This is a genomic window from Streptomyces sp. NPDC002690, from assembly GCF_053592415.1.
Genome location: NZ_JBSFVR010000009.1, coordinates 31,126 through 57,756, shown reverse-complemented (window position 1 = coordinate 57,756; position 26,631 = coordinate 31,126). Strand labels below are relative to the sequence as shown.

Annotated in this window: 26 protein-coding genes; 7 read left to right on the top strand and 19 right to left on the bottom strand. The window is 68.2% G+C overall.

The genetic code is table 11. The annotated features are described in order from the left end of the window. The first annotated feature begins 552 nt into the window (after window positions 1-552). The 7 genes from leuS to ACWD3D_RS02760 all read left to right on the top strand — a co-directional run bounded on the left by leuS (window position 553) and on the right by ACWD3D_RS02760 (window position 10,413). On the top strand, window positions 553-3,426 hold the full coding sequence (gene leuS, locus ACWD3D_RS02790) for a leucine--tRNA ligase (protein ID WP_451459116.1): 2,874 nt from the start codon (window positions 553-555) through the stop codon (window positions 3,424-3,426). A 252-nt stretch (window positions 3,427-3,678) separates the two neighbouring features. After that, window positions 3,679-4,452: a hypothetical protein gene (locus tag ACWD3D_RS02785; protein ID WP_451459115.1), complete on the top strand. Its 774-nt coding sequence runs from the start codon at window positions 3,679-3,681 to the stop codon at window positions 4,450-4,452. 236 nt (window positions 4,453-4,688) lie between these two features. Then, window positions 4,689-5,534, top strand: a complete 846-nt coding sequence (locus ACWD3D_RS02780) for a DegV family protein (RefSeq protein WP_451459114.1) — start codon at window positions 4,689-4,691, stop codon at window positions 5,532-5,534. A gap of 669 nt (window positions 5,535-6,203) precedes the next feature. Beyond that, window positions 6,204-6,866 carry a helix-hairpin-helix domain-containing protein gene (locus ACWD3D_RS02775; RefSeq protein ID WP_451459113.1) on the top strand — a complete coding sequence of 221 codons (663 nt, stop codon included), beginning with the start codon at window positions 6,204-6,206 and terminating at the stop codon, window positions 6,864-6,866. Next, the gene (locus tag ACWD3D_RS02770) at window positions 6,863-9,505 is read left to right on the top strand and encodes a ComEC/Rec2 family competence protein (protein WP_451459112.1); all 2,643 of its coding nucleotides are present in this window, start codon (window positions 6,863-6,865) and stop codon (window positions 9,503-9,505) included. The genes ACWD3D_RS02775 and ACWD3D_RS02770 overlap by 4 nt, the downstream gene beginning before the upstream one ends. After that, window positions 9,481-9,762 (top strand): hypothetical protein, encoded by a 282-nt coding sequence (locus ACWD3D_RS02765; protein WP_451459111.1) that lies wholly within the window; start codon window positions 9,481-9,483, stop codon window positions 9,760-9,762. The genes ACWD3D_RS02770 and ACWD3D_RS02765 overlap by 25 nt, the downstream gene beginning before the upstream one ends. Before the next feature lie 216 nt (window positions 9,763-9,978). After that, on the top strand, window positions 9,979-10,413 hold the full coding sequence (locus ACWD3D_RS02760) for a hypothetical protein (RefSeq protein ID WP_451459110.1): 435 nt from the start codon (window positions 9,979-9,981) through the stop codon (window positions 10,411-10,413). Here ACWD3D_RS02760 and ACWD3D_RS02755 read toward each other — a convergent pair. The 19 genes from ACWD3D_RS02755 to ACWD3D_RS02665 all read right to left on the bottom strand — a co-directional run bounded on the left by ACWD3D_RS02755 (window position 10,406) and on the right by ACWD3D_RS02665 (window position 26,630). Continuing rightward, window positions 10,406-10,591 (bottom strand): hypothetical protein, encoded by a 186-nt coding sequence (locus ACWD3D_RS02755; RefSeq protein WP_451459109.1) that lies wholly within the window; start codon window positions 10,589-10,591, stop codon window positions 10,406-10,408. The two genes, ACWD3D_RS02760 and ACWD3D_RS02755, sit on opposite strands and share 8 nt — an antisense overlap. Before the next feature lie 128 nt (window positions 10,592-10,719). Then, window positions 10,720-10,911, bottom strand: coding sequence for a hypothetical protein (locus ACWD3D_RS02750; RefSeq protein WP_451459108.1), 192 nt, complete (start codon window positions 10,909-10,911; stop codon window positions 10,720-10,722). Continuing rightward, complete coding sequence (locus tag ACWD3D_RS02745) at window positions 10,908-11,330, bottom strand: ATP-binding protein (protein WP_451459107.1); 423 nt, start codon at window positions 11,328-11,330, stop codon at window positions 10,908-10,910. The genes ACWD3D_RS02750 and ACWD3D_RS02745 overlap by 4 nt, the downstream gene beginning before the upstream one ends. 158 nt (window positions 11,331-11,488) lie before the next feature. Then, on the bottom strand, window positions 11,489-12,337 hold the full coding sequence (locus ACWD3D_RS02740) for a helix-turn-helix domain-containing protein (protein WP_451459106.1): 849 nt from the start codon (window positions 12,335-12,337) through the stop codon (window positions 11,489-11,491). A 7-nt stretch (window positions 12,338-12,344) separates the two neighbouring features. After that, complete coding sequence (locus ACWD3D_RS02735) at window positions 12,345-12,869, bottom strand: DUF6879 family protein (RefSeq protein ID WP_451459105.1); 525 nt, start codon at window positions 12,867-12,869, stop codon at window positions 12,345-12,347. Then, window positions 12,841-13,083: a hypothetical protein gene (locus tag ACWD3D_RS02730; RefSeq protein ID WP_451459104.1), complete on the bottom strand. Its 243-nt coding sequence runs from the start codon at window positions 13,081-13,083 to the stop codon at window positions 12,841-12,843. Before ACWD3D_RS02730 ends, ACWD3D_RS02735 begins: the two co-directional genes overlap by 29 nt. Window positions 13,084-13,242: 159 nt before the next feature. After that, a complete protein-coding gene (locus tag ACWD3D_RS02725) occupies window positions 13,243-13,788 on the bottom strand; it encodes a hypothetical protein (RefSeq protein WP_451459103.1) in 546 nt (181 codons plus the stop codon). A gap of 60 nt (window positions 13,789-13,848) precedes the next feature. Beyond that, window positions 13,849-14,190 (bottom strand): hypothetical protein, encoded by a 342-nt coding sequence (locus ACWD3D_RS02720; RefSeq protein ID WP_451459102.1) that lies wholly within the window; start codon window positions 14,188-14,190, stop codon window positions 13,849-13,851. Window positions 14,191-14,305: 115 nt separating this feature from the next. Continuing rightward, window positions 14,306-15,139 (bottom strand): peptidoglycan-binding protein, encoded by an 834-nt coding sequence (locus ACWD3D_RS02715; protein WP_451459101.1) that lies wholly within the window; start codon window positions 15,137-15,139, stop codon window positions 14,306-14,308. Between the two features lie 55 nt (window positions 15,140-15,194). After that, window positions 15,195-15,500, bottom strand: a complete 306-nt coding sequence (locus tag ACWD3D_RS02710; protein WP_451459100.1) for a hypothetical protein — start codon at window positions 15,498-15,500, stop codon at window positions 15,195-15,197. Between the two features lie 9 nt (window positions 15,501-15,509). Continuing rightward, window positions 15,510-15,737 (bottom strand): DUF7620 family protein, encoded by a 228-nt coding sequence (locus tag ACWD3D_RS02705; protein ID WP_451459099.1) that lies wholly within the window; start codon window positions 15,735-15,737, stop codon window positions 15,510-15,512. Between the two features lies 1 nt (window position 15,738). After that, a complete protein-coding gene (locus ACWD3D_RS02700) occupies window positions 15,739-16,083 on the bottom strand; it encodes a hypothetical protein (RefSeq protein WP_451459098.1) in 345 nt (114 codons plus the stop codon). A 93-nt stretch (window positions 16,084-16,176) separates the two neighbouring features. Then, window positions 16,177-17,112 (bottom strand): hypothetical protein, encoded by a 936-nt coding sequence (locus tag ACWD3D_RS02695; protein WP_451459097.1) that lies wholly within the window; start codon window positions 17,110-17,112, stop codon window positions 16,177-16,179. A 46-nt stretch (window positions 17,113-17,158) separates the two neighbouring features. Next, window positions 17,159-17,902 carry a hypothetical protein gene (locus ACWD3D_RS02690; protein ID WP_451459096.1) on the bottom strand — a complete coding sequence of 248 codons (744 nt, stop codon included), beginning with the start codon at window positions 17,900-17,902 and terminating at the stop codon, window positions 17,159-17,161. Window positions 17,903-17,960: 58 nt separating this feature from the next. Next, the gene (locus ACWD3D_RS02685) at window positions 17,961-19,079 is read right to left on the bottom strand and encodes a hypothetical protein (RefSeq protein ID WP_451459095.1); all 1,119 of its coding nucleotides are present in this window, start codon (window positions 19,077-19,079) and stop codon (window positions 17,961-17,963) included. Between the two features lie 80 nt (window positions 19,080-19,159). Then, entirely contained in the window at window positions 19,160-20,188 is a 1,029-nt protein-coding gene (locus ACWD3D_RS02680) for a hypothetical protein (protein WP_451459094.1), read from the bottom strand. A gap of 7 nt (window positions 20,189-20,195) precedes the next feature. Further along, window positions 20,196-21,428, bottom strand: coding sequence for a Gp37-like protein (locus ACWD3D_RS02675; RefSeq protein WP_451459093.1), 1,233 nt, complete (start codon window positions 21,426-21,428; stop codon window positions 20,196-20,198). A 9-nt stretch (window positions 21,429-21,437) separates the two neighbouring features. Beyond that, window positions 21,438-22,376, bottom strand: coding sequence for a phage distal tail protein (locus ACWD3D_RS02670; RefSeq protein WP_451459092.1), 939 nt, complete (start codon window positions 22,374-22,376; stop codon window positions 21,438-21,440). A gap of 3 nt (window positions 22,377-22,379) precedes the next feature. Further along, a complete protein-coding gene (locus ACWD3D_RS02665; RefSeq protein ID WP_451459091.1) occupies window positions 22,380-26,630 on the bottom strand; it encodes a hypothetical protein in 4,251 nt (1,416 codons plus the stop codon). Between the last annotated feature and the right edge of the window lies 1 nt (window position 26,631).

Below are 26,631 nucleotides of genomic sequence, written 5' to 3'. Positions count from 1 at the left end.
GAGCGCCTGCATGGCATGCAGGAGGTCAGGAGTTCAATTCTCCTTAGCTCCACAGTGACGAAGGCGGACCATCCGAATCGGATGGTCCGCCTTCTTGGTTTCCGGTTGCCTTTGCCGCCTTTGCCGACTTCCTGTGCCGTGTGGGCCCGCCTAAGGGCTGTCGCCTCCCTCTCTCGTCGCGACCGCACTCGTGGTCCGCCGCCCGTCGGGCCTTCCCGGTCGCCTCCCACTCCTTCCGGTTCCTGGCCGCCTCCCTCTTCTCTCCGGCTCCTTCGGCCGTCTCCGTACCCTTCCGTTTCCCGTCCGGCGTTCCCGCGCCCGTCCAGCCGGTGGTCGCTCCCGGTGGGGCTCCGGCCCTGTGCGGTACCCTGACGCCATGCGTGCCGTACGCCTTCTGCTTAGCGAGCCGCGCTGATCACTACCGACCGGTGAGAACGCCTGGTCGGACTCGGCGCGGCGTCCCCTCCTGTGCGAGGGGATTTTTCGTTTCCGTAGACGCGCGTCCTTCGACGCGGGCGCCGGCAGATGACGATCGATGGAGCTTTGAGGATCATGAGCGAGACGAATTCCGCAGCCGAGACGGCTGCGCCGCACCGCTACACGGCGGCGATGGCCGCCGACATCGAGGCACGCTGGCAGGACTTCTGGGACGCCGAGGGCACCTACGAGGCGCCCAACCCGACCGGCGACCTGGCGGGCGACCCGGAGCTGGTCGCCAAGCCCAAGAAGTTCATCATGGACATGTTCCCGTACCCCTCGGGCGCGGGTCTGCACGTCGGCCACCCGCTGGGTTACATCGCCACCGACGTGTACGCGCGCCACCAGCGGATGTCCGGCCACAACGTCCTGCACACCCTGGGCTTCGACGCCTTCGGCCTGCCCGCCGAGCAGTACGCCGTGCAGACCGGCACCCACCCGCGGATCTCCACCGAAGCGAACATGGAGAACATGCGGGCCCAGCTGCGCCGGCTGGGCCTGGGCCACGACAAGCGCCGCTCGTTCGCCACGATCGAGGCGGACTACTACAAGTGGACCCAGTGGATCTTCCTGCAGATCTTCAACTCCTGGTACGACACCGACGCCGACAAGGCCCGCCCGATCGCCGAGCTGGTCGCCCAGTTCGAGAGCGGTGAGCGGTCCACGCCGGACGGCCGCGCATGGCAGGACCTGTCCGCCGTCGAGCGCGCCGACCTGCTGAGCGAGTACCGCCTGGCGTACGCCTCCGACGCACCCGTCAACTGGTCGCCGGGCCTGGGCACCGTGCTGGCCAACGAGGAGGTGACCGCCGACGGACGCTCCGAGCGCGGTAACTTCCCGGTCTTCAAGGCCAAGCTGCGCCAGTGGAACATGCGCATCACCGCCTACGCCGACCGGCTGCTGAACGACCTGGACGGCCTGGACTGGCCGGACGCCATCAAGCTGCAGCAGCGCAACTGGATCGGCCGCTCCGAGGGCGCACGCGTCGACTTCCCCGTCGACGGCGCCGGTGCGATCACCGTCTTCACCACCCGCCAGGACACCCTGTTCGGCGCCACCTACATGGTGCTGGCGCCCGAGCACGAGCTGGTCGAGCGGATCATCCCGGCCGCCTGGCCCGAGGGCACCCACCCGGTCTGGACCGGCGGCCACGCCACGCCCGCCGAGGCCGTCACCGCGTACCGCAAGCAGGCCGCCGCCAAGTCGGACGTCGAGCGCCAGGCCGAGGCCAAGGACAAGACCGGCGTCTTCACCGGCGCGTACGCGACCAACCCGGTCAGCGGCGACCAGGTCCCCGTCTTCATCGCCGACTACGTCCTGATGGGCTACGGCACCGGCGCGATCATGGCGGTCCCGGCGCACGACACCCGCGACTTCGCGTTCGCCCGCGCCTTCGAGCTGCCGATGCGCTGCGTCGTGGAGCCCTCGGACGACCGTGGCACCGACACGACCACGTGGGACGACGCCTTCTCCTCGTACGAGGCGAAGCTGGTCAACTCCTCGAACGACGAGATCTCGCTGGACGGCCTGGGTGTCGTGGACGCCAAAGCGAAGATCACCGAGTGGCTGAAGGAGCACGGCGTCGGTGAGGGCACCGTGAACTTCCGGCTGCGCGACTGGCTGTTCAGCCGTCAGCGCTACTGGGGCGAGCCCTTCCCGATCGTCTACGACGAGGACGGCATCGCCCACCCGCTGCCCGAGTCGATGCTGCCGCTGGAACTGCCGGAGGTCGAGGACTACTCGCCGCGCACCTTCGACCCGGACGACGCGGACACCAAGCCGGAGCCGCCGCTGTCGCGGAACGCCGACTGGGTCAACGTCACCCTGGACCTGGGCGACGGCAACGGCCCGCGCAAGTACCGGCGCGAGACCAACACCATGCCGAACTGGGCCGGTTCCTGCTGGTACGAGCTGCGCTACCTGGACCCGAACAACGAGTCCGCGCTGGTGGACCCGGCGATCGAGCAGTACTGGATGGGTCCGCGCGAAGGACAGCCGACCGGCGGTGTCGACCTGTACGTCGGCGGCGCCGAGCACGCCGTGCTGCACCTGCTGTACGCGCGTTTCTGGTCCAAGGTGCTCCACGACCTGGGCCACGTCTCGTCCGCCGAGCCGTTCCACAAGCTGTACAACCAGGGCATGATCCAGGCGTTCGTCTACCGCGACGCCCGTGGCATCCCGGTGCCGGCCGCCGAGGTCGAGGAGCGGGACGGACAGTTCTTCTTCCAGGGCGAGAAGGTCAGCCGCGTCCTGGGCAAGATGGGCAAGTCCCTGAAGAACGCCGTCACCCCGGACGAGATCTGCGTCGAGTACGGCGCGGACACCCTGCGCCTGTACGAGATGGCGATGGGCCCGCTGGACGTGTCGCGCCCGTGGGACACCCGCGCCGTGGTCGGCCAGTACCGCCTGCTGCAGCGGCTGTGGCGCAATGTCGTCGACGAGGAGACCGGCCAGGTCACCGTCGTGGACGCGGAGCCCGGCGAGGACACGCTGCGCGCGCTGCACAAGGCCATCGACGGCGTCGCCCAGGACATGGCCGGAATGCGGTTCAACACGGCCATCGCCAAGGTGACCGAGCTGAACAACCACCTGACCAAGACGGGCGGCCCGCTGTCCCGCTCGGTGGCCGAGAGCCTGGTCCTGCTGGTGGCGCCGCTGGCCCCGCACGTCGCCGAGGAACTGTGGCGCCGGCTGGGCCACACCGAGTCGGTCGTGCACCAGGACTTCCCGGTGGCCGACCCGGGTTACGTCGTGGACGAGACCGTCACCTGTGTCGTCCAGGTCAAGGGCAAGGTCAGGGCCCGTCTGGAGATCTCCCCGTCCATCACGGACGCGGAGCTGGAGGCGCTGGCCCTGGCCGACGCCTCCGTGGTCGCCGCCCTGGGCGGGGCCGAGATCCGCAAGGTGATCGTGCGGGCTCCGAAGCTGGTCAACATCGTCCCCGCGTGACCGTCCGCGCGTGAGGCGCCGGGGTCCTGGGTAGGCAGCCCGTTGCGAGCGCCTCCCGGGGCCCCGGCCCACCGGGCACGATCGCCAGGGCTTTCCCCTACGGGCAGGTTGGGGGTTCCGACGGAACCCTCGGCCTGCCCGTTGCGTTTACGGTGGAGGGGCGGCCGTCACCGGTGGCCGCCGGGGCCGTATGCGACCAGCTTCCGATCCGACTTCCCGGTCCGATCGACCGTCGACTGCCGAGGGGCGCTCATGGAGACCCTGCTCTTGATCCTGACGCTGCTCTTCGTCGCCTTCGTGGCCCTCGGCGTGTACGCCGGGGTGAAAGCCGTCAAGGCCGCCAAGCGGGGTGTCGACAGGACTCTCACCCAGGCCCGCCGGACGGTCGAGGAAACCACCCTGAGGGCGAAGAGCTATGGCCAGCCCGGAGTAGCCGGTGAGCTGGCCCAACTGAGGCTCTCCCTGCGTACCGCGATGCGCGCCACCCAGGAGACCCTGGGGGCCTCGGTCGCCGAGGACGCCTCGTTGTCCGAGTCCCTGGGGCTCTTCCAGCGGCTCAGCGCGCACGGCCGCGAACTGGACGACGAGCTGAGGCGACTGGAGCGGGAGCCCGACCGGGCGACGCTGGCGAAGCTGATGCCCGGACTGCGGGAGCGGACGGAACGCATCACGCGATCCGCCGACTCGCTGCGCTGGGCGGCCCGGGACCGGGCCAGGCGGTTCGCCGACGACGACCTGGACGCCCTCAACGCGCAGATCGACGTGGAGGCCGGGGCGCTGCGGCACTGGGCGGACGAGGAGCCGGGGACGGCACCCCGGTCGCCCCAGCCGTCCCCTCCGTCCTACTCGCCTCCTCCGTCCCACTCGTCCCCTTCGTCTCCTCCGACCGGGACACCCCGGTCCGATTCGGCCCACGGCACCGGTACCGCCGGGCCGGGGGCGGCGCGGGAGCTGCCGGAGTCCGGGCCCGCCGGGTGGATCAGCCGTCCGTGGCAGAAATCGGCCCGGCCGGAGACGACGAACTGAGAGCCCGGCGGGGAACGGCCCGAGCCGGTTTCCGTGCACCGGTCCCGTGCGTCGGTCCCGTGTGCCGGGCCCCGCGCATCGGTCCCGTCGGGCGGCCTTAGGAGTGGGTGGACGGGGCATGCGGGGTGATGGGTGGTGACCCGGTAGGTGGCAAGATGCCTCCCGCACCGTCCGTAAAGATCAGTGGCCCGGGGTCGGGCTGCCGCACCACCGCTCCGGAAGGTAATCTCCGGCTCATGTCCCGCCATGTCGCGATCGTTACCGATTCAACGGCCTACTTGCCTCCCCGGACGATGGAGCGGCACGGCATCACAGCGGTGCCGCTGACCGTCGTACTCGGCGACCAGGCGTTGGAGGAGGGCACGGAGATCTCGGCCCGTTCGCTCGCGGTGGCCCTCCAGAAGCGTCGTTCGGTGACCACTTCGCGTCCCAGCCCGGAGGTCTTCGCCGAGACCTACCGGGCGGCGGCCGAAGCGGGTGCGGCCGGAGTCGTCTCGCTGCACCTCTCCGCCGAGTTCTCGGGGACGTACGACGCCGCGCTCCTGGCGGCGAAGGAAGCCCCGGTGCCGGTGCGCGTGGTGGACACCGGGATGGTCGCCATGGCCCTCGGCTTCTGCGCGCTGGCGGCGGCCGAGGCCACGGAGGCGGGCGGCGGACTGGACGAAGCGGTGCTGGCGGCGGAGCGGCGGGCACGCGTCACCTCCGCCTACTTCTACGTGGACACCCTCGACTACCTGCGCCGGGGCGGCCGGATCGGCGCGGCCCAGGCGCTGTTCGGGTCCGCGCTCGCCGTGAAGCCACTGCTCCAGCTCGACAACGGGCGCATCGAGCTGCTGGAGAAGGTACGGACGGCCTCCAAGGCCATCGCCCGGCTGGAGGAGATCGTCGCCGACCGGGCCGGTACGGGGGCCGTGGACATCGCGGTCCACCACCTCGCGGCCCCGGACCGGGCCGAGCGGCTCGCGGAACGCCTGCGGGAACGGGTGCCGGGGCTCGTGAACCTGCATGTCAGCGAGGTCGGCGCGGTGATCGGCGCACACACGGGGCCAGGACTGCTCGGCGCGGTGATTTCGGCGCGGTGATTTCTGCGCGCCGGCTTCGAGGCTCTGGCTTCGGGGCGCTGGCTTCGGGGCGCGACTTCGGCATGTGACTTCGGCGTGGTGACCGGGCAGCCCGTTGGCCGGTGTCCCTCCCACGAGTGACGGAGTTATCCACAACTGGGTAGTTGTCCACCGAAATTGGGGCTGCTCAGCAGGTTTGCGCAGAAGTGCCTAATGTCCGAAGGCATGACTCTTCGACCAGTTCCCGTGCGTCCGTTCTCCTCCGCGCCCATCCTCGACGGTCCGGTTCCTTCCGGCTCCGCATCTCTTCTGCCCGTCGAGGACGCTCATGTCGTCGGCGCTCCGCTCGCTGGTGCCGGTGCCGGTGCCGGTGCTGGTTCCGGGGCGCGCCCGGGACGCCGTGCCAGGGGGCGGCCGGCCGAGGAGACGGCGGCTGCCGCGCGCCGGAGGGCCGACGCGTTGCTCGGCGACGCATCGCCCGCCGACGCATCGCCCGCCGACGCCTTGCCCGGCTGTGCGAAGGAGGCCCCTGGGGAGGAGGGTGCCGGGACCCGGACCGATGGTGCCCGAATCCGTGCGGGAGACGAGCCTCGGCCGGGGCGAAGGGGAGAGCCGCGCCGGAGCGCGTCCGCTCTTCGCGAGCGGTTACCCCTCTGGATCCAGGTCCGGTGCGGCCTCGAACCGAGGACGGTGACAGCCCTCGGCGTGGCCGTGGCCGGCCTCGTGGCCCTGGCAGGGGCGCACTTCTGGTCGGCCGGACCGGAGAGCGTACGCGTGCCCGCAATGGTGCGGGCGGCGGCCGAGGGGTCCGCCGTGCCCCGTGCGGAGAACGTCGGCGCGGAGTCGGTGCCGTCACCACCGTCCTCGCCGCCACGGCCGCAGTCCGTCACCGCTCCCGACACCGTGACGGCCGACCGGATCGTGGTCGACGTCAACGGCAAGGTGCGGCGGCCGGGAGTGCAGCACCTGAGGGCCGGAGCGAGAGTCGCCGACGCGCTGGACGCCGCAGGGGGCGTACTCGAGGGGACGGACACCACCGGCCTCAACCGCGCCCGGATTCTCGTGGACGGTGAACAGGTGGTGGTCGGAGTCCCCGTGGCCCCGCAGTCCCCGGGTACGGCCGGGGCAACGGGTCCTGGCGGCGAAGGCGCGACCCCGGCCGGCCCGCTGAGCCTCAGCACCGCCACCGCCGAGCAGTTGGAGACGCTGCCGGGGGTCGGGCCGGTACTGGCCCAGCACATCCTCGACCACCGCGCCGAGCACGGGGGATACAGCTCCGTGGACGAGCTGCGGGACGTCACGGGCATCGGCGACCGGCGCTTCGCCGATCTCCAGCCCCTGGTACGGCCATGACCCGGGACAATGGCCCGTCCGCCGACGCGGGCGCCGGTACGGACCGCCCGTTGGGCGCAGGCGCAGGCGCAGGCACAGGCCCAAGCGCTGGCACCGGCAGCGCCCTCGGTTCCGCTGCGGGTGCGGGTGCGGGTGCGGGTGCGGGTACGGGTACGGCCGTCGGCACGGGGCCGGGGCAGGAGGGTCCGGCGGATCTCAGGCTGGTACTCCCGGCTCTCGCCGCCTGGGCGTCGGCCGCGCTCTGCCTGGTCATGCCGGGGGCCTGGACGGCTGCGGGGGTCGTCGTCTCTCTCGTGGCCGCCCTGACGCTCCTGCGCGCGGCGCGCGGCAAGAGGGGCGGCCGGCCCACCGGGAGGATCGCGGTGAGCGCCGTCCTGCTGTGCGCAGCGGCGGGGGCCGCTTCGGCAGGGCTGCACGGGGCCGATGCGCGCCGGGGGCCGGTACCGGGGCTGGCGCGGGCGCACGCCGAGGTGGAGGCGGAGGTGACGGTCACCTCCGACCCGGTGCGCACACGGGCCCAGGTGCGCGGCAGCCGGAGCCTGCCGGCACTGCTGCTGATCGACGCCGAGATCACCCGGCTCGCACCCCCGGGGTCCCGCTCCGGCTCCCGTGCGGGTACCGCTGCCCGCCCCGGTGGGCGCGCCGCACCGCGCCCGGGTCCGGCCTCCGGTTCGGGTCCGGCCCTTGGCCCCGGCCTTGGCGGAGAGGCGTACCGGCTCCGTACGCCGGTCGTCCTGATGGTGTCGCCCGGGGCCGCGTCGCGGGCGTGGCAGGGCCTGCTGCCCTCCACCGGTCTGCGGATCAGCGGCCGGCTCGTCCCCCCGATGCGTGAGGGCGAGCGGAGTGCCGCCACTCTGCGGGTGACGGCGGGTGCCGCGCCTCGGATCGTCGCCGGGCCCACGTTCACGCAACGCCTGGCGGGGGAGTTGCGGGAAGGGCTGCGCCGGGCCACCGAGGGTCTCGGTCCGGACGCCCGGGCGCTGCTGCCGGGGCTGGTGGTCGGCGACACCTCGCGCGTCCCGACCGAGCTGCACGACGCCTTCCGGTCCAGCGATCTCACTCACCTGCTGTCCGTTTCGGGATCCAATCTCGCGATTTTGCTCTTCCTGTTGATCGGCCCTCCGGGCGCCGCGCTGAGTGCCGAACGTCGAGGTCTCGCACCCCGGTTGGGGCTGACTCTGCGTACGACCGCGCTCGTCGGCGGCCTGATCACCCTCGCTTTCGTGATCGTCTGCCGTCCGGAGCCGAGCGTGCTGCGCGCGGCGGTGTGCGGCCTGATCACACTCCTGGCCATCGGGACCGGCCGACGCAGAACCCTGATTCCCGCGCTGGCGGCGGCAGTCCTGCTGCTGGTGCTGTACGACCCGTGGCTGACCCGGAGCTACGGCTTCCTGCTCTCAGTCCTCGCGACCGGGTCGCTGCTCACGCTCGCGCCACGCTGGGGAGCGGCTCTGTGCCGAAAGGGGGTGCCGTCCCGGCTCGCCGAGGTGCTGGCCGCCGCAGCGGCGGCGCAAGCCGTCTGCGCGCCCGTCATCGTGGTGCTGGCTTCCCGGGTGAGTCTGGTGGCGATCCCGTGCAACCTGCTCGCCGAGTTCGCGGTGGCGCCCGCGACGGTCCTCGGGTTCGCCGTGCTCGCCGTGGCGCCGGTGTCGATGCCGGCGGCGGAGGCGCTGGCCCGGATCGCGGGGTGGCCGGTGGAGTGGATCGCGGGAATCGCCAGAACGGGTGCGGGGCTGCCCGGGGCTGAGGTGGCCTGGCCCGGCGGCTGGGGAGGGGCCGGGCTGCTCGCCGGGGTCACCCTGCTGGTGGCACTGGGCGCCCGCCGCTCCCACCGGCACCCCTGGATCTGCTCGGCCGCCGCCCTGCTTCTGGTACTCGCGGTGTTCAGACCCGTGCCGTTGACCCGCATGGCGACGGGATGGCCTCCGCCCGGCTGGGCCTTCGCCATGTGCGACGTCGGGCAGGGCGACGCGCTGGTGCTCGCGGCCGGGGACGGAGCGGGGGTCGTCGTGGACGCCGGGCCCGAACCGGCACCCGTCGACCGGTGCCTGCGGGAGCTGGGCGTGAGGCGGGTGCCGCTGCTGGTGCTGACCCACTTCCACGCGGACCATGTACGCGGGCTGCCCGGCGTGCTTCGGGGCAGGTCGGTGGGAGCGGTCCAGACGACCGGCCTGCAACAGCCACCGGAGCAGGCGGCGTTCGTGCGGAGGACCGCAGCCGCAGCGGGAGTGCCGGTCGTCCCGGCTGCGGCCGGGGAGCGCCGGCGCGTCGGGGCCCTGGACTGGCAGGTCCTGTGGCCGGGAGTGGCGGGGACGAGGACGAGGGGGGCGGCCACCGGCGTACCGGAGGAACCGAACGACTCCAGCGTGACCCTGATGGTCACCGCGAGGGGAGGTCTGCGGCTGCTTCTCCTGGGCGACCTCGAACCCCCGGCCCAGCAAGGGCTGATAGGTGCTCATCCCGAGCTCCGTGCCGTGGACGTCGTCAAAGTCGCCCACCACAAGTTCCTTGGAGGGGGTCAACTTGAGACTTCGGAAGACCCAACTTGCCTGATCGCCAGCGGACGGCCGGTACCGCCGAACAGACTGGTCGCTCGTACACCGAGGAGGGACGTATGGCCGCAAAGAAGAAGATCCTGACGATCAAGCTGGAGATCGAGGTCAACGAGAAGGTGACCCGGTACAACCGTCTCCGGGACACGTACTCCGAAGTCGTGAGGGCGGCCATCGAGGCGGCTCGCGCTCACCTGCCGACGGACAGCATCGAGCAGGTCACCACTCAGGCGCGCTGGGAGTACCGCCACTGGGACCCTGAGTCCGTCGTCCACCCCAGGGGAGAAATCGACGTGGACGAGGAATTCTCAGACGATGACTTCTTATTCGAAGACGAAGCCTGACGGGGCAGGGTAATGGTTTGTGGCGTTCGGTGCTGCTGAATTCTTGTGGCTTCCTCCCTATGTGTGAACCAAGGTGATTTCATGCGGGAGCTCTCCTAGTATCCGGTCATGCCATTTGAGAACTCTCCTTCGTTTCCTCCGTCTGAATCTCCGCAGCCCACGCGGGGCCCTGCGTTCTGGAGGGGTCTGTCGACCCGCAGGAGGGTCGGTGCGATCGTGGTGTGTGTCGCCATCCTCAGTGCGGGCGTGACTGTCGGGGCAGTTCAGGCACGTAACGAAACCGCCTCCGCCGCCTCGGACGACAGTGAGGGCGATCTCGCCAACGAGGCCGACGAGGCCGTGCAGGGATGTGCCGACAGTTGGAACGAGAGAAATCCGAATAAGGGGAGCGTTGCTTCAATCGCCACTGCGGCGCAGCAGACTGCGGATGCGACGGCATACGTGAATGTCGGTTTTAGCGAGATCTTCCCGGACCGATGCATGATTACCGTTGCGAACCCGTCCACGCTCTACGCGCAGCAGTACTTGCAGGAGTCCGGGAATGAGTGGTCGATGATTCCCGCGTGGACGGGGATGGTGAGCCAGATCCCTTCGTCCGTACGGCAGTGGAACGCAAGAATGGCTCAGAGCGGAGTCATCATCGTCATGTGATGAAGTCCTGGGTCACGGCCTCGGTCGCGGCGGCCCACGCGGCCACGGCCTCGTCCAAGGCGTGGAGGAAGCCTGTGTGGGTTCCGGTCGTCTGCGCCGCCTTGATCAGCTCGTCCAGGAACGCATACGCCTGCTCGTCCGTGAGGCTCTCCAACCAAGGGAACGTGCTGCTGCGCACGGGCCTGCTCCTTGCATGGCGGCTCCATGAGGAACGGAGCCCGGTCGCGCGAGAGACCGGGCTCCTCCTCGCCCCGCCGGGCTGGGGGGAGCCTGTTGACTCGACCCGGCGAGGAGTCTGTCGTCCTGCTAGAACTCGGTCTGGTCCTGGAGAGACACGACGACCGTCAACTGGTCGCCGTTCCGGTTCTTCCACTGGTCAGGCCCGTGCAGGGCGCGCAGGACATAGACGGTGCCGCCTTGCACATCGGTGACGACTCCGTCGCGCCCCGCTTCTTCGTCGCGGACCTGATCGCCCACCCAGGGCTTGCCGTTCTTCACGTGTGAACCTCGCTCTTCAGCTCTGCCCAGACCTGTTTGCCCCAGCGGTACAGTTCGGTGCCCCAGCGGTCGCTGAGCGCCTCGACGAGGACGAGCCCGCGCCCCCGGGTCTCCTCGTCATCCGCGTCCCTCCGTAGCACCGGGACGCTCTTCGAGCGGTCGACGACGCCGAGGTGGACGCAGTCGCGGGCGGGGTGGGTGACGAGGACGCGGATGGAGCCGAGCCGGCCGTGATCCACGGCGTTCGATACCAGCTCAGTGATGACCACCGTGGCGTCTTCGATGTGGTGCTCCATACCCCAGGCGGCCAGAGCGGTTCGGACGAGCCTGCGCGCCGTGGCCGCGCTCTCCGGCTCACGAGGCAGGGTTTCGGAGTAGCCGGGATGGCCAGTAGGGCGGGGTGTTGCGGTCACTGACATCGGGACCTCGTCCGTTGTCGAACGATCAGGGGAGACCGCCGACTACGTGTCATGGACCGGTAGAAGAGGCCGAGATGACCCAGAAGGAAGCGGTGTGTTGTGACCGTAGGAAGGGCCTCGGTGGCCCCTCAACAAGTTTCTAAGTTTTTCTACGGGGACTACCCGATATGGGCAATCGCAGCCGTGATCAGCTCCCGCGCCGCGCTGCCGTACACCGCCGCATCGGCCATCATCTTGCTGGCCCGGATGTAGTGCTCGACCTCGCCGGGAGCCGTGATCTTGACGGCCGCCGACAACAGCTCGACGTGCACCCGGGTGTCGTCGAAGATGTTGAAGTTCTCCAGGGGCCAGTTCTGCCGGGGAGCCGAGAAGGGGATCACGCCGAGGCTGACCGACGGGAGCGCCATCAGCGTGATCAAGTAGGCCAGTTGGCCTGCCATCGCCTCGGAGTCGCCGATCTGGTATCGGAGGACGGACTCCTCGATCAGCACGGAGAACCGGTTGCCGTTGACGTGGAGCACCCGGGATCGGCGGACCCGGGCTTCCACGGCCTCTGCCACGTCGTTGGGTGTCCTGTGGAACCGAGAGATGGAACTCAGGAGGGCCGTCGCGTACGCGGGCGTCTGGAAGATTCCGGGGATCACGGTGGAGCAGTAGACCCGGAACAGGCGGGTGCGTTCGTACAGCTCGACACGGGACTCCTGGAGGTGCCGCAGCCCGGTGCGTTGTACCCGTCGCCATTCCACGTACAGCGAGTCGGCGGACACGGCGGAAGCCACCAGGTCCTCGGCCGCCCTCTCGGCCCCGCAGGCCGCGCACCAGGCCCGGATATCGGCTACTGCCGGAGGAGTCCGGGCGTGCTCGATGCGGGAGACCTTCGAGGGATACCAGTCCAGCCGCCGCGCAAGTTGCGTGCCCGTCAGGCCGGCCTCGGTGCGGATCTCCCGCAGACGGGCGGCCAGTTGTAGCCGAGCTTCCTGTACGGCGGCTGTCGGTGACTCGGTCATTCCTCGCTCAGATGGTGTAGCGGTCGTGCGGGACGGCTCGGCTCCAGATGCTCTCGAACGAGTCGGAGACGTTCTTGATCACTTCAGAGTCGGTGGTGAGGACGTGGCTGACGAAGGTGCCGTCACCGGAGAACAGGCCGAAGCGGATCAGGTCGGTATCGAACAGCCACAGGTCATTGCCCGGGATCAGCAGATCCGAGGCCATCCGACGCGGAAGCCACCGGACCTCCTCTCCCGCCATGACGTTCTGGAACGTGGACGAGTGCTCGTAGCGCACGTACTCCGAGAGCGGCTCGGAGACGACGCGGGCTCGGCGCACCTTCACACCACGGCTCACCGCCTGGGCAACGGAAGAGTGGAAGGAGTTCCACCACTCGCCGCGGTTCTCGGGGGTGTGCCGCTGGCCGGCTCGCCACGCGGCGAAGTCCTCGTCCTCGTTCTCCACTCCGTAGACGTCGCGCGTCTCCAGATGGACGGCGCTGTGGCGGCAGTTCGCCAGGAGGTCAGCAAACGGCGGCACCGTCTGCGGCATCGCACGCCTCCCTGATCGCGGCCACCATGCGGGCGGGCAGCCGGACGACTGCTTCGGTGTCGGGGATGGCGCCGGTCTCCAGGCACTCCCGCTCCGTCTCGTCGTCTGCCTTCCATCCCTGGATGATGAAGTCCTTCGTCTCCTCATCCACCCAGAGGGTCGGGCAGTTCTCCCCGTTTGTGTTCGGGTCCTTCGCGATGAACCGTAACGTCATGACTCTCCCTCGTTCTTCTTGCTTCTACGTACTTCTACGACGCTTACCCATAGAGGTACATGGGGCAACACCGCCCCTGGCTCGGAAGAGCGGGGAAGGGTGTGCCCCTTACCGGGTCTCTCCGTGGGCCCAGCCGCTCAGCATGGGTTGCTCTTGTTCTCAGGGGGCTTCGTGCGGCTCATCGCCGTCGTCCTCTAGGGCTGCGCGAGCCGCTCTGGTGAACAACTCCAGGGCCACTTCGACGTCTGAGATAGCGGTGAACTGGCGCAAGTGCTCGATCTCGTTCCGCAGCCTCGACACTGATTGAGCAAGGTTGGAGGCCGACTGCACGACAGCTGCGGGCCCCACGATCGCCACGGCGGCCCGACGCTTGCGGATAGTCCTGTACAGGCCATCGATGAGGTCGTGCAGTTCCTCCCTGGAGGAGCGAGTGAGGTCGAGTACCTCTTGCCCGGCGTCGACTAGATCCGCGTACGCCTTCGAGCGTGGCTCTCGTCGCTCTCGGAGGCTCTCAAAACGACGCTGTCGAGCGGACTCCGTAGCCAGAGCCCTGCTCTGGAGTCCTGTCACCCGCAGGTTGAACCAACTCGTTCCCAGGGCTGTGAGTCCGGCCAGTCCACCACCGATTGCCGCGCCAACAACGGCCGCCGCTCCTGCATCCACGATCAGAGTCTTGCCGACTCGGCGACTGATCCGCAGGTTCATCCGGAAAACGCAGAAGAGCGCCCCTTCCCAGCATCGGCCGGGAAGGGGCGCTCTGTCGTGTCACGGGCAGCGAGGTACGGACTTCTGGTTGGCCACGAGCGAGGCGTGGACGTAACCGTTCCAGTTGTTGGTGCCGTTGGACTGGACTGTGGAGTAGAACCACCGGTCGGTCCAGTAGTTCCCGTTGGCCCACTCGCCCGTCTTCCAGCACATCATGTCGACCAGACGGCCGTTAGGAGCGATGCCGAGGATGGCGCTGTTGGTGGTCGCAGCTCCTCGTACGTACGCCTGACCGCTGTTCGAGGAGATGTAGCTCCCCGTCCAGGCCGACGCAGGGGTGGTTATGGCGAGTGCTGCCGCGCTGAACACTGCCGTGATGCCGAACTTCAGGGTCTTTCGCACAGGGCCTCCTGGCTGCCGCTGATCGGACAGACAGCTAATCCGTCCACTGTCCGTGCGGCGACGGCGTGAAGGAGGGCGCGTGAGGCGACATGGGCGTGTGGAAGGGCGTGAACCATCAAGCCTTCGGCACCTGGAGCATCTTCCACGAGGTTGGACCGGGAGGCCACTTGGCGTCTGATCCGACGTAGCCCAGGGACCGCTGGAACTTCTCGTACGACTTCACGTCCGCGTCTCCGAGCTTCGGACCGGGCCCGACCAGGTAGAGGCCGCAGCCCTTTGCCACGAGGCGCTTGCCCATGGCCGTGAAGACGGGCGAGGACTTCCCGATGGCGGGGACGGCGCCCCTCATGAAGAAGGCCGAGCCGGGATACGGCTCGTACGTCGGCTTCGGGGAGGCGGGGACGGCCGATGTATCCGCCTTGGGGCGCGGGGCACCGTCATGGACCCAGGCGTAGAGCGGGCCGCCGGGGCACGCCGTGGCGTATCCGTCGCGGTGACCCTTGATCTCGTCCCCGGCACCGTTCTGTCGGAGCAGCTCGATGCCGTCGCGGATCGCGGAGAGCATCTCGTCCGTGGGCTCGGTCAGACCTTCGTCTCCCACCAGCCCGACGATGGCGTAGTGCGCGATGTTGAGGGCCTGATCGCCGTTGGCGCCGGAGCGCTTTCCGACGCCCCGTCCCTCCAAGAGGTAGCCGTGCGGGCAGGCCCCGAAGTTGTAAGCGATGTCCGAGTAGTTCTCCTCGACGTTCGCCAGGTGGCTCGCGCGTATGGCCTTCCATTCGGCCAGGCAGGCGCCGTGATCCGTCAGAAGGTTCCGGGAGACTGCCGTCCCCTCGTAGTGGACCTTCACGCCCTTGGTCTTCGCCTGGGCTGGAGCGGCGGAAGAGGGCCATCCGAGCTGGGTTCTGGTGACGAGCTTCACGTGTCTCCTCGGGGTTCTGGTGGGCATGGAAAAGCCCTCCGGACCTGTGGGGTCAGGAGGGCGAGATAGGGGTTCAGGCGGGCTACGGCCGCTCGGGGTGGTTCCGCAGGTACCCGACGTACGTGACGAGGCGGACCAGGAGGAGGGCGTCGATGGCGACCAGGAGGCCGAGGGAGACGAGCACGTCCCACCACGGGCCGGCCGAGGCGCCGCGGATGCTGATGAGCACGAGCGAGCGCACGGACCAGAGGGCGGCGACGAGGACCCACCATGAGGCGTTGATCTCGACCGCTCGGAAGAACCGCCGGGGCCGGTGGAGAGCGAAGAAGCCGACGGAGGCGCCGAGCCCGGTGACGAGCAGGATGTACAGGGTGGCGGTGTAGAGCACGGAGCCTCCTTACGATCGACCGTCGCTGAGGCGGCCGAGGACGATACCTTCGATGAAGTCGGAGTAGGCGTTGGCCCGGTTGTGCGCCTTGAGCTGCTCCGTCACCCAGCGGCTCTCGCTGAGCTGAGCGTCGGCCTCGGGGGTCCGGGCCTGTGCTTCCTGGAGGGACTTCTCGGCAGCCCTCTTCGCGGTCTCCGACTCCGGGGACACCTGGCTCCGGCGGGTAAAGGTCCACATCTCAGGCGCTCCCGGGGGCAGCATGGGGCCGATGGCCCAGCTCGATGAGGAGCGTGTTCATCGCCCTGCCCTGCTCGGTGGCAACGTCGCCACGCTCCTCGGCCTTCGCGAGCTGCTCCCGGGTCACCTGGTGAGCCGCGCGCTCCTGCTCGAACGCGGTGCGCCAGTTGTCCTTCTCAGCCGTCAGCGCGGCCATCACGTAGCGGGGGACGAGGATGCCGAAGATCAGGAGCACGACGATCAGGCCGACGATGCCGTACTGGGCGAAGCTGCCGATCATCTTGCCGATGTCGGCGGGGGCGTCGGTGGCCTCTGTGGCGGCCAGGATCGCAATACGTCCGAGCAACGGGGTCCTCCTTGCGAGTGAGCGCAAGGGGTCCATGCGCTATCTGGGCATGTAAAAGCCCCGGCGGGGAGCCGGGGCTTTTGGATGAGGTGTTCAGCCTCTGGATACTCGGCCGATCTTCATCCCGCTTGCGGCCGTTCGGGGCAAAGAGAAGCTGACGGACGTAGGCAGTTCCGCCTTCTCCACGTCAGCTCCTGACGCAACGATCTCTTCCGCACTGTTCAGTTCCAGATTGCAGAAGTGGCATGCGAGGAGGTCAGGGGTGCAGAAGCCGTCAGCGAGGTCCATGCTCTGAGCCATCATCCCGAGCCGAGCGTTCCCTCCGCACGCCGGGCAAGGGGTTCTGATGGAGATCCGCATATATGCAGTGTCGGGGCGAGGACCAGAGCGATAAGGGAAATCGAAGTCGACATCGGGCGGATCAAGTTGGAGAGCCAGCTTCTTGGCCGCTGTGGGAAGTCCCTTGAACCGGTCATCGAAGAGGTGTCTGGCCTGCTTAATCCGGATCTCCACGTCCCGCTGCACTTCGTTCCGGTGCCGGTCGATCGCCACGTGTACGGCGCTGGACCAGCGTCCCCAGAACTGGGCAAAGTCGATTTCGATGTCGGTCAGCAGGGTGCCTACGGTCTCAGCAAGCGTGGGCAAGAGAGCCTTGGCCTGATCCCCAACAGTTGTATGTGCCGTGCCGTTACGCAGCTCGATCAGCAGGTCAAGCTGCGGGTCCGTGGGGAGCACGCCTACGCGTCGCAGCCTCTTGAGGGCCTCGCCGGCCCCGACAGTGCGAACCTTCTCAGTCTCTATCTCAAGGTGACCACCGAAGTAAAGGAGAAGGTCCGAAGGCCCGTTGCGCATCTCTACGAGGTAGATCGGGTTTTTCCTGACCAGAACGGCCTTGGCGAGCCGCTCTACAGCAACGCCAGCGTGAAGCGCGAACTCGTCGTATTCACTGCGCCCATGGTCGTCCATCGCCTTGTGGGCGGCCTTCTTTGCGCCGCCAAGAAAACTCTCGAAGGAGAGTGATTCGTCCATGAGGGGAAGGTAGCGGGATCGGTGCCCCGGCAGCGATCCGTTTCGTCTATGCGGGCATGGTGTTCACGTCAAGCCCTTGGGGCAGCGCCAAGGCGGTCATCAGCTCGTGCGGGATCGCGGCCGGAAGCGGCCACACGACGTGCTCTTCCTGCGGCCAGATGGACCGCAGCGAGGGCAGACTCTCGAAGGGCGTCAGCGTCCGCCCCTCAGGGACGTCCGGAGCCCGGATGATCTGGGCCACCATGCAGCCGATCTTCAAAGTGCCTATCCACGCGATGTCGCCAGCCTCCGGGGTGCCGTACACCTGGCAGAGGGTGTCGACCAGTGGTTCTGAGTCATCTGGTGGGTAGTTCATGAACCCGAGGCGGCCAAGCATGGAGACCGTTGGTTGGCGGAACTCCTTGAGCCTGACGAAGTCTTCTGACGGGATGACGGCGCGCACGCCGGGGCGGTGCGTGTACTGGAACATGAGCAGCGTTTTCAGCGTCCAGGTCGCCAGTGCCTGCTGTTCGTCAGCGTCGAGGGTCCAGGCCGTGCCCTGGATGAGGGCAGGCAAGAAGTGGCGGACACCTTCCTCAAGCTGGTTCATCCAGCCGCTGTTGCACTCGGAGCAGACCACCTTAACCTGATCGTTCAGCGGCGGAGCGTCGTGGCGCTGCAAGCCCTCTTCGCTCAGCCGGATGTAACGGAACCGGCGCACAGATGGGTCCAGCGCCACCTTCAACCAGCGCGGCAGAACATGCTCTTTGGTCAGCGGGGTCCCCCCGCAGAAGACACAGACCTTGGCCATGTCAGGACCATAGAGCCCGTTGTGTGCCGCGTGATGGGTATTTCTGATTGAAGGTGAGCTACGCGACCCGCTCCAGGCGCAGGTGCGAGTTGGTCCGCACGATGGTTGCCGTGGTGTCCGTGGCGCTCTGAGCCCAACGGAACTGCACGTTCCCTGCCGTCCCAGACGTCACCACCGTGGCCCAGATCTGAAGGGCGACCTGAGTGCTGCCGCCGGGAGCCGAGTAGGTGTCCACATCAGAGTGCAGGCCCGAACTCCCGGTCTGGTCCGACCAACGCAGCACGGTGCCGGACGGGACGGTCCAGTCGAACTTGAGGTCCCCTGTCGTGCCGCCGGAGAAGATGCACAGCAGGAACAGCGTGTACGTCGCGCTCGCCACCACGGGCAGCAGGAGCTGGCTGTCGTTCACCAGGGTGGTGGAGGAGGTCACCGACTGGTCGGAGGTCTTCCGGGCGAACAGTGTCCGCCCCACTCCCGTCACGCTGAGGTTCCCGGTAACGCTGAGGTTCCCTGAGATCGTTCCGCCGGTGTTGGGCAGGGCACCCACATTGGCGGCCGTGAGGTTCACCGCGCCCGTCTGGCTGTTGACGGAGGTGACCGCGCCGCCGCCGGTGAGCGCGTCGACATACTGCTTGGTGGCCGCGTGCAAGGCGCTCGTGGGGTTCGCAGGCAGCGTCAGCGGGCCCGTCATGGTGTCGCCGGCCTTGGCCACCTTCAGCGCCGTCTGCGAAGCCGCGTAGTTCGTCGCGCTGGTCAGGGTCGCGGTGTCCCCGTTGGTGACCTCACCATCCACATACGCCTTGCTCGCGGCGTGCCCGGGGGCGGACGGGAGGCCGGAGGTGGTGATCGGCCCGAGCATCGTGCCGCCGGTGAGGTCCAGCTTGTTCAGCGTGACGCCGTCGATCTGGCTCCCGAGGTCCACGGCCATCATCAGGAACCGGCGGGAGTACCCGAAGTCCACGTACACCGTGCTGGCTCCGTCGGGGCCGTAGAAGCCCACCGCGGCCTCTGCGTCGGCGGTGATCTGGGTGATCGGAGTACCGGCCAGGTCAGTGAGGTCCGTGAGCTGGTTCCCGCCGACCAGGGCGTCCCAGACGGTACCGATCGCTGCCGCACGGAGCCGGACTTCGTCGCCGACCTTCTCCATGGCCAGGTCGGCGGCCGAAAGTCCGAACATGTGTCGACTCATCGTGTTGCCTTTCGCTCATGAAAAGGCCCCCGCAGGCAGGGCCTCGGGGGACGCGTGGGTGCGAGAGTTCAGGCGATCTCGTACGTCCCGCAGATCGTGAGCGAGTCACCGGTCCGGACGTTGTACGGCGCGTTCGTAAACATGTTGGCGCTGTTGACCTCCCCGATCGCGGGCGATCCGTTGACGTTCGAACTGAGGGGATAGCGGATGCGAGCGATCTTGGTCGTGCTCTCAGCCGGGAAGATCATGGCGATTCCCGCTCCGGACCCCTCGTTGTTGACCGAGGTGAAGACGACGTTGAACCCGACTTCGCGGACGAAGTTCTGGCAGGGGAACGGCAAGCTCACCTGGATCGGATCGTCGTAGGCGGGCGGGTTGCCCGTGGGGGTGAGTTCGATCTTCACGTGGCAGGTCTTGCCGACGAGCTTGTACCGACCGATGTTCTTGGAGCCGGAGCCCCAGTTGAGGGCGGCGGCCCCGGCCGTCCACACCGGTGTGTAGGAGGACCAGGCCGGTGCGCTCGCGGTGCCGAGGTAGAGCCAGGTGACGCCGTCGCCCAGCAGGATGTCGTTGCCCTCGATCAGGATCTGGCCCTTGATCGACGGACGTCGGGCGGAAGGGCTTCCGATGGCCACCGGGCGTCCCGAGCCCCAGCGGCGGTCCACGACGGCGCCCGACGTCACGACAGATGCACCGGCAGCCACGGTGCACTCGGCGAGGGGGATCTCCACCACGCCCGTGCCTGGGGTGTTGGTGAGCCCGGGAGCGCTCGTCCCACCTGTCTTGTAGACGGGGGTGATCGAGTCCACCGAGGCGTTGTACCGCAGGACGACCAGGTCCTTGCGGGCCGAGGAGCCGCCGGAGTTCGAGGTGACGGCGAGCGAGAAGGCCGCGTCGTTGACGACGGTGGCACCGTTCACGAAGGCCGAGCCGGCCGCGATGGACAGGCTGCTCGTGCCGTTCGCGGTGACCTTCAGGGCGGTGCTGGAGAGGTCGTCCGTGTGGACGCCGTCGTTGCCCCACCGGCTGGCCGTCAGGGCGTACTGGGCCTCGGTGGACAGCGGGGAGCTGCTGAAGGGGAAGGAAGAGAAGGCCACGCCGATCTCACTTTCGGGTGTTGAGTTTCTTGAGGAGGTCGGCGAGCGTGTTGAGCCTCTTCGTTGAACCGGATGTCTTGCGGGAGGTCGTGGCCTCGGTGCCGACGGTGATCTCGGTCCTGAGCCCGGCCGAGGCGTCGAAGGTCAGCTCGACTTCACGGACTTGCTCCTGGATCTGGTCGGCGTACGGGACGACGACTGTGACCAGATCTCCGAGGAAGTAGTCCTTGCCGAACGCAAGCTGGTCGGTGTCCTGTGGGGCCATCGAGATGCTGATGGACGTGGCCGCCGCGTACAGCGCGTCCTGCGCCTTCTCGTCGAGTTGGGCCTGAGCGTCTGCGGCGGTGGGATCGATTTCCCCCACGTCCACGAAGATCTCGGGTCGGTAGCCAGGGAAGACCGTGTCCGTCCGGCTGTAGCCGAACAGTTCCTTGGCCACCACGGCAGAGCTGGTCGATCCGGCCACGGCATCCCGTCCTGCCCCGAGGACCGCGTAGACGCCTGTCGGCGCCTTCACCTCGTACGAGGACGTGACGACGTTTCCACGGCCCTCCGAGAAGGTCGCGGTGTCCTTGCGGTCCCGGGTCGAGTAGACCTGGAACTCGATTCCCGTGCCCTGCTGGATGATCCGGAAGCCGAGGTACCCGGCGGGTGTCCCGATCGGGGCTGCCCTGGCGATCTCCGCCAGGGCGTCGAGCACAGTCTCGAAGCGGTAGGTGAAGGAGTGCCCGGTCTTCCCTCTGTTGCTGGACGTCTCGACCGTGAGGCCGCTCTTGCGTCTGCTGGTGAGAGCCCCCGGGCCGAGGTTCAGGTTGACCAGGTTCTTCATCAGCGTCTCGGTGAACGCGGTCGAGTTCGTCACCGCGTAGTAGGACGTGGCCTGGGCTTCGATGGCGTGCGCCGGGTCCGGCCAGATGAGCGTGCCTGCTGCGTGGATCGTGTCGTCAGGCCCGGCCACCGTGAACTTCTTGGAGCCGTCCTGATCTGACTCGTACCCGAAGGTGTGGACCGGTCCGGAGAGAAGCGTGGTCCCGTAGAGCTTGAAGATCAGACCGCCCCCGGGATTCGCCTCGGGGGTCAGCAGCGCCGCGTTGCGCGGAGTCGCCGAGATCTGCATGGACCAGTTGCTGACGGCGTTGTATCGCAGGACCAGTTGGACCTGGGTGAAGTCGTCGACTTGGCCGATGACCTGGTGGCTGGAGTCCCGAACGTAGACCTGGAGGTCACGCTGGTTGTACACGCAGCCTCCTCAGTACGCCGTGAGGTAGCGAGGGGTGTACGAGAGCTGGACAGAGCTGACCCCGGTGGTACCCGTAACGGTCAGCCCCACGTCGTTGCTGCCGGGCCTGAGCGGCCACAGGACGGCCGCGGAGTTGAGGTTCGGCCAGAGGTTGGTCGATCCGTTCAGGAGGGCGCTCTTGATGCCCTCGCGGGTATCGATGACGGCGGTGTCCGAAGAGGACATGGTGCGCGTCAGGACGAAGGACTCGCCCGTGGTGGCGTTCGTGATCGTGGCCGCCGTACCTGGGCCCTTGATGGTCCACACCGGGTAGGTGTCTACCTCGCCGAGGTTGAAGACCTTGACTGCTCCCAGGACCTGCGAGTCCCGGACCTTCCAGGACAGCAACGGGAAGAAGCCATCCGCCCCTCCGCCGACCTGGAACGTCACCGTCTCGTCCTGACCGCTCCAGAACGGCGACGGCGCGTTGAACGTCAGGACCGCCGTGATCCAGTGGCGCCCCGTCCGTTCGTCGTCGTCCTGGATCTCCATCCCGCCCGCGTAGTACGCGGAGATACGCCGGGCCGAGCCGTCGGATTCGGCGAACATGAGCGTCCCCGGCCCGTAGGCGGGGTTGAGGTCCTGCACGATCCGATGGAAGCGAGCCAGGCACAACGGCCTGTCCAGCCCCCAGATGTGCAGCGGGATCGTGATGCTTCGCTGGCCGGCTCGCACTCCACGGATCACGGAGCCGTCGAAGGCCGGGGACTGATCCGCGTAGTACGTGTAGTCGGGCAGCCCGGTGCCTGCCACTCCGGGCATGACGAAGGCACCGGACCGCCAGTCGTCGAAGTCCGACAGCGAGGTGATCCGGCCCGACGAACTGCTCCAGGTCACAGAGGTGGCCCGAGGGTCACGAACCCTCGGGCCCTCCGGCCCTGAGGTCGTACCGGCGACGAGCAAGGCCATGAGCTACCTCCCCAGGAGTTCGGAGCGGTACATCGCGTCCGCGATCTGCTTCTCTGCGGTGGGCTGCGGTGGGTTGTTCACCGTGATCTGGTGGCCCCTCGCTTGACCGCGTTTGGCCTGCTCAGCGAGGGTGACCATCGATTGCCACTGCTGGGGGTTGAGAATCGCCTCGGGCTCACCAGTCTGATTTACGACGGTGGAGACCCCGGTAGGGAGCCAGCCGCCGTTGTCGTAGCCACCGGGCCGGTCGTACGCCCTGGAGAGCGACCCGTACGCCGCCTTCGCGTACCGCATCGAGCTGTAGACGTTGGCCAGCGGGTCGACCGACGTCCCGTAGAGGAACGGGCCCTTGTTCTTGTACTTCCCGGCGTAGGACCGGAAGGTCGGGCCGATCACCTGCATGAGGCCGACCGACGGATGGCCCGCCTGCCAGTTGCCGTCCCACTTGTTGACGATCGTGGGATTGCCGCCGGACTCCTGGTTCATCCGCCGGAGCGTGGTGTTCAACAGGCTGGCCGGCTCTCCGACCTCCTTGAGTGACTGGAGAACAACGCTCGACCACTGAGCCACGCCTGCCGAGGGCTTGTAGCCCTTGAGCGCGACCTCGCTACCGGCCCCGGCGTCCTCCTTGCCCCGGATGAAACTGACCATCTTCGCGGCGAACTGCGTCGGGACGGCCCTGATCAGGTCGGTCCAGTCCGGGTGGGCCATGGTCGGGGTCTTCAGCGGGCCCAGCAGGGCCTTGAGAGCCTTCTCCGCCAGGTCCGCAACACCGCCGCGAGCCCAGTCGGCGCCCTTGCCGAGGATGTCCCCGACCGCGCCAGTCACCGGGTTGTCCGAGACCGTGTCCCAGATGCTTCCGAAGATGCCGCCGCCCGCGAACGCCTGGTGCGGAATCTTGCTGCTGAGCACGTTCCGAACGCCCTGCACCCCGCCCTCTCGCGCTGCTGCGTTCAGGGTGTCGATCCCGCTCTTCCCGACGACCCGGGTCACCTCGGGCCGGAGGATGCCCTCGCCTCCACTGAGGTCGAGCGTGCCGCCGGTGGGCGAGACGAAGCGGTGAACGTCCAAGCCGGGGGTGTAGCCCGGCAGTACACCGCCGCTCGCGAAGCCCTGGGGGAGCTTCATCTCGCTGATCTTCCCGATGCCCGGGAGCTTGGCGGCCGTGCTGTTCCAGACCCCGGCGATCCCCTTGTTGAAGACCGTCTCGATCATGAACTTCACCGGTGACTTGGCAACGGCCTGGAGCTTGTCCCAGGCGGTCTTCACACCGCTGACGGCGGTCACGAAGAAGCCGACGATGCTGTCCTTGAAGTCCCGGACCTTGCCCTCGACCGTCTTGCGCATCGAGGTGACCCGGTCGGAGACGCTGGACCACATGCTGGACCACCGGTCGGTGACCCAGTGCTTGGCGTCGGTGAAGCCGTCCCGCACAGAGCTGGCGAACCTGGAGACCCTCTCGCCCACGGCCTTTGCCGCGCTGGTGGCGCGACCGATCGTGTTGGCCCAGGCTTCGTCCCAGATCTTCTTGATCCACGCCTTGCCCCGGCTGAACCAGCCGGCGATCCCGTTGATCAGGTCGGGAACGCCCGAGGGACCTATCAGCTTGTCGTGGAGCCACTGGAACTTGTCGCGAATCCACTCGGTGACGTGCTTGACCGCGTCAATAAAGGGCTGGAGCTTGTGCCCCATGTCCTTGACGTAGCCGATGAAGTCCTGGATGGCCGGAAGGACGAATTTCTTGATCGCCCAGACAGCCAACCGGACCAGCAGGTCCACGAGCTGGAGGATCGGCGGGAGCAGCGGCAGGAGCGCCGGGAGCAGCGCGACGACGAGCTGCGTCGTCAGCAGGAGGATCTGCGGCAGCAACGGAGCGATGGCGAGCAGGAGATCGCCGAGCGACTTCGCCACTCCGAGGAGCGGTGGAATCAGCTCGGGGATCACCGGGAGGAGCGTTTCGAGCAGCTTGAGGAACTGATCCGCGTACTGCGTGACCAGCTCCGTAAGGACTGCCCCGAGCCCCTCCAGGATCGGCGTCAGAATCTGCCCAACCGTGCTGGCCAGGACAGCAATGATGGGTGCGAGCTTCTGGATCAGGCCGCCGATGATGGCGAAGATCGGGCCGAGCGGCTTGAGCGCGGTGGCGATCAGATTGCCGAGTACGACGAGCAAGGGGGAGAGGGCGATCAGGATCTTCCCGACGACGTCCGCCAGGACGACGAGGACCGGACCGAGCGCGTCAATCACGGGCGCCAGGGCATCGCCCAGGGCCTGGACCACGGTCTCGATCGGAGGCCCGAGCTTCTGGAAGATCTCGCCCACGAACTTGAGTGCCGTGCCGAGCAACGGGGCGACTGTCGTGGCAAGGGTGCCCATGACGTCGAACAGCGCCTTCAGGCCGCCCTGCACCTCGGGGCTCGAAGTGATCTTCGAGATCTCCTCGGTGATCGTCTTGAGCATCCCGATGGTGCCGCCACCGGAATCGGCCCCGGCCATGAAGACGTCGCCCAGGATGCTGACGACGTTGCCCGCCACATCCATGAGGTCGCCGAGCAGGGAGACCGCCGTGTCGATGGCCTTCTCCATCGCGCCCGACTCGAACGCCTTGGAGAGCTTCGCGGCGACGCCGTCAGCAACGCCTGAGACGCCCTCCGTGATGCGCTGGAAGGCCGGCTGCGCCGCCACGGCCACCTGGCCGAAGCCGGTGACGAGCTGTCCGGGGATGCGGCTCAGCGGGGACAGGGACCTGGTGGCTCCGTCGAAGATCTGCCGGAGCATGCCGGTCTTGGCCAGGTTGTTGACCGCGTCCAGTGCGCCCTTGGCCATGCGGTTCAGGACGCCCGCAGTGCCCTCCAGGCCGCCCCGCAGGATCGGGATGACCCGACTGCCCACATCGCTCAGCCGACCGCCGAGACCAGCGAACAGGCGGTCCTGAACACCGAGTTGCATGGCGTCCCAGGAGGGCTTGAGGCCCTTGACCGCGTTGACGAATCCCTGAGCGTTGGGCGAGAGCTTGGAGAAGCTCTCGGAGAGCTTGGCCGTCTGGGCGGCAGAGGCTGTCTGGGCATCCGCGAGAGCCCGGGAGGCGTCGGCAACGCTCCGCTGAGCATCGGCGACCTGCCGGGCTCCGTCGGACTGCGCCTTGGCCACCGCGGTCTCTGCGTCCCTGACGCCCTGGGCCTTGTCGGCGACGTTCCGATTGGCCTCGGCCAGACGGTCCTTCGCGTCCTTGACCCGGTCGGAGCCCTCGACCCCAGCCTTGTTCGCAGCCTCGGTGTCCTTGGCCAGCCGCTGGGTCTCGACCCGCTGCTCCTTGAGCCCCTGCTTCGCCTCGTCAACCCTGAGCTGGGCCTGCGCGCGCTGGAGGTCGCTCGACCTGGGGTCGAGCTGTACCTTCTTGAGCGCCTCCTCGGCCTCTTGGACCCGGAGGACGGCCTCCTTCTCGTCCAAGCGGGAGCCCTGGAGGCGAAGGCTCATGTCCTCCAACTCGCGCGTGGCGTCACGGCGGGCGCCGGTGAGGTCTTCCTGCGCCGACTTGGCGTCCCGTTGCGCGTCCGAGAGGTCCCGCTCCGCAGAGACAACTGCCCTGTTGGCGTTGGCGACCTGCTCCGCCGCTGCTCTGCGTGCGTCTCCTACGGCCCGCTGAGCGTCTGCCAGGCCCCGCTGGGCCTGCTCGACCTGGCGGGTCGCGGACGCCGCTCCAGAGGCGCCGGAGGCCGCCGGGCTGAACGCCTCCTTGAAGGCGTCTCCCAGTCCGGTGGTACCGAGCTTGATGGCTCCGACGGCCGAGCCGAGAGCAGCGACAGCCGGAAGTGCGAGGGCTGCTGCCGGAGCGATGGCAGCGACCACGTTCGCGATGGCTCCGACCGCAGGAGCGGCCGAGCCGAGGAGGGCGAGCTTCGAACCGAGCCCGGCGACCGTGCCCAGAGCCGAGCCGGCCGCCGAGGTGATGCGGCCGATGGTGTTTGCCGCGCTCCGGTCGACGTCGACCCGGACGTTGCTCGTACGGCTCTGCGCGAGCGCGTCCAGGCGAGTCCGTGCCGAAGCCTCGCCCTGGAGGTTGACGTTGATGTCGACCTGCTGTGGGCGCACGAGGTTGGCCACCTGGGCCCGGAAGGTGGCGAGCGAGGCCCGGTCGATCGCGATGGGGACGGTGAAGGACGTGCTCTCCGCCCTCAGCCGGGCCGCCAGTTCCTGGCCGAACCGGGTTACGTCCGGAGAAACCCGCAGCGAGACAGAGCCGACAGAGGACACG

What these genes read in the sequence shown, in the direction of transcription:
- leuS (WP_451459116.1), top strand. Translation starts at nt 553, where the DNA reads ATGAGCGAGACGAATTCCGCAGCCGAGACGGCTGCGCCGCACCGCTAC.
- ACWD3D_RS02785 (WP_451459115.1), top strand. Translation starts at nt 3,679, where the DNA reads ATGGAGACCCTGCTCTTGATCCTGACGCTGCTCTTCGTCGCCTTCGTG.
- ACWD3D_RS02780 (WP_451459114.1), top strand. Translation starts at nt 4,689, where the DNA reads ATGTCCCGCCATGTCGCGATCGTTACCGATTCAACGGCCTACTTGCCT.
- ACWD3D_RS02770 (WP_451459112.1), top strand. Translation starts at nt 6,863, where the DNA reads ATGACCCGGGACAATGGCCCGTCCGCCGACGCGGGCGCCGGTACGGAC.
- ACWD3D_RS02765 (WP_451459111.1), top strand. Translation starts at nt 9,481, where the DNA reads ATGGCCGCAAAGAAGAAGATCCTGACGATCAAGCTGGAGATCGAGGTC.
- ACWD3D_RS02745 (WP_451459107.1), bottom strand. Translation starts at nt 11,330, where the DNA reads ATGTCAGTGACCGCAACACCCCGCCCTACTGGCCATCCCGGCTACTCC.
- ACWD3D_RS02740 (WP_451459106.1), bottom strand. Translation starts at nt 12,337, where the DNA reads ATGACCGAGTCACCGACAGCCGCCGTACAGGAAGCTCGGCTACAACTG.
- ACWD3D_RS02735 (WP_451459105.1), bottom strand. Translation starts at nt 12,869, where the DNA reads ATGCCGCAGACGGTGCCGCCGTTTGCTGACCTCCTGGCGAACTGCCGC.
- ACWD3D_RS02730 (WP_451459104.1), bottom strand. Translation starts at nt 13,083, where the DNA reads ATGACGTTACGGTTCATCGCGAAGGACCCGAACACAAACGGGGAGAAC.
- ACWD3D_RS02725 (WP_451459103.1), bottom strand. Translation starts at nt 13,788, where the DNA reads ATGAACCTGCGGATCAGTCGCCGAGTCGGCAAGACTCTGATCGTGGAT.
- ACWD3D_RS02715 (WP_451459101.1), bottom strand. Translation starts at nt 15,139, where the DNA reads ATGCCCACCAGAACCCCGAGGAGACACGTGAAGCTCGTCACCAGAACC.
- ACWD3D_RS02705 (WP_451459099.1), bottom strand. Translation starts at nt 15,737, where the DNA reads ATGTGGACCTTTACCCGCCGGAGCCAGGTGTCCCCGGAGTCGGAGACC.
- ACWD3D_RS02695 (WP_451459097.1), bottom strand. Translation starts at nt 17,112, where the DNA reads ATGGACGAATCACTCTCCTTCGAGAGTTTTCTTGGCGGCGCAAAGAAG.
- ACWD3D_RS02690 (WP_451459096.1), bottom strand. Translation starts at nt 17,902, where the DNA reads ATGGCCAAGGTCTGTGTCTTCTGCGGGGGGACCCCGCTGACCAAAGAG.
- ACWD3D_RS02685 (WP_451459095.1), bottom strand. Translation starts at nt 19,079, where the DNA reads ATGTTCGGACTTTCGGCCGCCGACCTGGCCATGGAGAAGGTCGGCGAC.
- ACWD3D_RS02670 (WP_451459092.1), bottom strand. Translation starts at nt 22,376, where the DNA reads ATGGCCTTGCTCGTCGCCGGTACGACCTCAGGGCCGGAGGGCCCGAGG.